The sequence below is a fragment of the Corynebacterium sp. genome, from assembly GCF_012837295.1.
Lineage (GTDB): Bacteria > Actinomycetota > Actinomycetes > Mycobacteriales > Mycobacteriaceae > Corynebacterium.
Genome location: NZ_DURI01000018.1, coordinates 1 through 4,104, shown reverse-complemented (window position 1 = coordinate 4,104; position 4,104 = coordinate 1). Strand labels below are relative to the sequence as shown.

The following is a 4,104-nucleotide window of genomic DNA, read 5'->3' as shown; positions in this document are numbered from 1 at the left end:
CCAGAAGCGCAAGATCCAGGACGGCGACAAGATGGCCGGCCGCCACGGCAACAAGGGCGTCATCGGCAAGATCCTGCCGCAGGAGGACATGCCCTTCCTGCCGGACGGCACCCCGGTCGACATCCTGCTGAACACGCACGGCGTTCCCCGCCGCATGAACATCGGCCAGGTTCTCGAGGTGCACCTCGGCTGGCTGGCGAAGGCCGGCTGGACCATCGAGGGCGACCCGGACTGGGCGAAGCGCCTCCCGCAGGAGCTTCACGACGTCCCGGCCGACTCGCTCGTGGCCACCCCGGTGTTCGACGGCGCGGAGAACGAGGAGCTCGCCGGCCTGCTGGCGTCCTCGCGCCCGGACCGCGACGGCGACGTCCTGGTCAACGCCGACGGCAAGGCGCAGCTGATGGACGGCCGCTCCGGTGAGCCGTTCCCGTTCCCGGTGTCGGTGGGCTACATGTACATGCTCAAGCTGCACCACCTGGTGGACGAGAAGATCCACGCGCGTTCCACGGGCCCGTACTCGATGATCACGCAGCAGCCGCTGGGCGGCAAGGCCCAGTTCGGCGGCCAGCGCTTCGGCGAGATGGAGGTGTGGGCCATGCAGGCGTATGGCGCCGCCTACACCCTGCAGGAGCTGCTGACCATCAAGTCCGACGACGTCGTCGGCCGCGTGAAGGTCTACGAGGCGATCGTGAAGGGCGACAACATCCCGGATCCCGGTATCCCGGAGTCGTTCAAGGTGCTCCTCAAGGAGCTCCAGTCGCTGTGCCTCAACGTCGAGGTGCTGTCGGCCGACGGCGTCCCGGTGGAGCTGAGCTCCACGGACGACGACGAGCTGGACCACGCCACGGCCTCTCTTGGCATCAACCTGTCGCGCGACGAGCGTTCCGACGCCGACACCGCCTAACCGGCGGTTTCGGCGCGGGCGCCCCGCTCGCACGAAACAACCCACTTCAAGTACGCACATTCACAGCACGCACGAAAACCCCGTGAACATTGCCCGGGGGAAAGGGATAACAGGTGCTCGACGTCAACAACTTTGACGAGCTCCGGATCGGGCTCGCCACCGCCGACGACATCCGCCGCTGGTCGCGGGGCGAGGTCAAGAAGCCCGAGACCATCAACTACCGCACGCTCAAGCCGGAGAAGGACGGCCTGTTCTGCGAGCGTATCTTCGGCCCGACCCGCGACTGGGAGTGCGCCTGCGGCAAGTACAAGCGCGTCCGCTTCAAGGGCATCATCTGCGAGCGCTGCGGCGTCGAGGTGACCAAGTCGAAGGTCCGCCGTGAGCGCATGGGCCACATCGAGCTGGCCGCGCCGGTCACGCACATCTGGTACTTCAAGGGCGTTCCGTCGCGCTTGGGCTACCTGCTGGACCTGGCGCCGAAGGATCTCGAGAAGATCATCTACTTCGCGGCGAACATCATCACCTCCGTCGACGACGAGGCCCGCCACAACGACCAGACCACCCTCGAGGCGGACATGCTGGTCGACAAGAAGATGGTCGAGGACGACCGCGACCAGGAGCTCGCCGAGCGCGCGCAGACCCTGGAAGAGGACCTCGCCGAGCTCGAGGCCGCCGGCGCGAAGGCAGACGCCCGCAAGAAGGTGCAGAACGCCGCCGAGCGCGAGATGAAGCACATCCGCGAGCGCGCCCAGCGCGAGCTGGATCGCCTCGACGAGATCTGGAACACCTTCCTGAAGCTCGAGCCGAAGCAGATGGTCATCGACGAGAGCATCTACACCGAGCTCGTCGACCGCTACGAGGACTACTTCACCGGCGGCATGGGCGCCGAGGCCATCCAGACGCTGATCCGCAACTTCGACCTCGCCGCCGAGGCGGAGTCGCTGCGCGAGATCATCCGCGACGGCAAGGGCCAGAAGAAGCTCCGCGCCCTCAAGCGTCTCAAGGTCGTCGCCGCGTTCCTGCAGTCGGGCAACGACCCGGCCGCCATGGTCCTCGATTGCGTCCCGGTGATCCCGCCGGAGCTGCGCCCGATGGTTCAGCTCGACGGTGGCCGTTTCGCCACCTCGGACCTCAACGACCTGTACCGCCGCGTCATCAACCGCAACAACCGCCTCAAGCGCATGATCGACCTCGGCGCGCCCGAGATCATCGTGAACAACGAGAAGCGCATGCTGCAGGAGTCGGTCGACGCGCTGTTCGACAACGGCCGCCGCGGCCGTCCGGTCACCGGACCGGGCAACCGCCCGCTGAAGTCGCTGTCCGACCTGCTCAAGGGCAAGCAGGGCCGCTTCCGTCAGAACCTGCTGGGTAAGCGAGTCGACTACTCCGGCCGTTCGGTCATCATCGTCGGCCCGCAGCTGAAGCTGCACGAGTGTGGCCTGCCGAAGCTCATGGCGCTCGAGCTGTTCAAGCCGTTCGTCATGAAGCGCCTGGTGGAGAACGACTACGCGCAGAACATCAAGTCCGCGAAGCGCATGGTCGAGCGCCAGCGTCCCGAGGTCTGGGACGTCCTGGAGGAGGCCATCGCCGAGCACCCGGTGATGCTCAACCGTGCCCCGACGCTGCACCGTCTGGGTATCCAGGCCTTCGAGCCGAAGCTCGTCGAGGGTAAGGCCATCCAGCTGCACCCGCTGGCCTGTGAGGCCTTCAACGCCGACTTCGATGGTGACCAGATGGCGGTCCACCTGCCGCTGTCCGCTGAGGCGCAGGCCGAGGCCCGCGTGCTCATGCTCGCGTCGAACAACATCCTGTCCCCGGCGTCCGGTAAGCCGCTGGCCATGCCGCGCCTGGACATGGTCACGGGTCTGTACTTCCTGACCATGGACAAGGCCGAGGGCGAGATCGGCGGCCAGGGTGGCTTCAAGCCCGCCGACGAGAACGGTCCGGCACAGGGCGACTACTCGTCCTTCGCCGAGGCCATCATGGCCCGTGACCTGGGTGTCCTGGGTCTGCAGGCACCGATCCGTGTCCGCATCTCGCACCTGCGTCCGCCGGCCGAGATCGAGGCCGAGCTCTTCCCGGAGGGCTGGGAGCAGGGTCAGACCTGGACCGCTGAGACGACCCTGGGTCGTGTCATGTTCAACGAGCTGCTGCCGTGGAACTACCCGTACCTCGAGGGCGTCATGGTCCGTAAGGGCGGTGGCGAGGGCTTCATCATGCTCGGCGACGTGATCAACGATCTCGCCGCCAAGTACCCGATGATCACCGTGTCCCAGACGATGGACAAGATGAAGGACGCCGGTTTCTACTGGGCGACCCGTTCCGGCGTCACCATCGCCATGTCCGACGTCATCGTCCTGCCCAACAAGGACGAGATCCTCGAGGCCTACGAGGCCGAGGCACGCGAGATCGAGCACAAGTTCTGGGTCAAGGGCGCGCTGCGTGAGCGTGACCGCTACGACCGTCTCGTCGAGCTGTGGCAGGACGCCACGAACAAGGTCGGTAAGGCCGTCGAGGAGCTCTACCCCGACGACAACCCGATCCCGATGATCGTGAAGTCCGGCGCCGCCGGAAACATGCGTCAGATCTGGACCCTGGCCGGCATGAAGGGCATGGTCGTGAACTCCAAGGGTGACTACATCACCCGCCCGATCAAGACCTCCTTCCGTGAGGGCCTGTCGGTCCTGGAGTACTTCAACAACTCCCACGGTTCCCGTAAGGGCCTGGCCGATACCGCTCTGCGTACCGCCGACTCGGGTTACCTGACCCGTCGTCTCGTCGACGTCGCGCAGGACGTCATCGTCCGCGAGGACGACTGCGGCACCCGCCAGGGCGTCCGCGTCCCGGTGGCCGTCGAGGTCAAGGACGCCGACGGCAACGTCACCGGCTACTCCGAGCACTCGCTGGTCGAGACCTCCGTCTCCGGACGTGTCTTCGCCACCGAGGTGACCACCGAGGCCGGCGAGGTCCTCTTCGAGGCAGGCGCCGACCTGACCGACGAGGCCATCGACAAGCTCGTCGAGCTGGGCATCGCCGAGGTCAAGGTCCGCTCCGTGCTGACCTGCCAGACCCAGACCGGTGTCTGCGCGAAGTGCTACGGCAAGTCCATGGCCTCCGGCCAGCTGGTCGACATCGGCGAGGCCGTCGGCATCGTCGCCGCCCAGTCGATCGGTGAGCCCGGTACCCAGCTGACCATGCGT

At 66.4% G+C, this 4,104-nt stretch carries 1 protein-coding gene and 1 pseudogene; both read left to right on the top strand.

Annotated elements, in window-relative coordinates; genetic code table 11:
- Positions 1-904 (top strand): annotated as a pseudogene (locus tag GX015_RS00585) (DNA-directed RNA polymerase subunit beta); the annotation flags it as partial.
- A gap of 113 nt (positions 905-1,017) precedes the next feature.
- On the top strand, positions 1,018-4,104 hold a 3,087-nt coding region (gene rpoC, locus GX015_RS00580), incomplete at its 3' end, for a DNA-directed RNA polymerase subunit beta' (protein ID WP_291341997.1).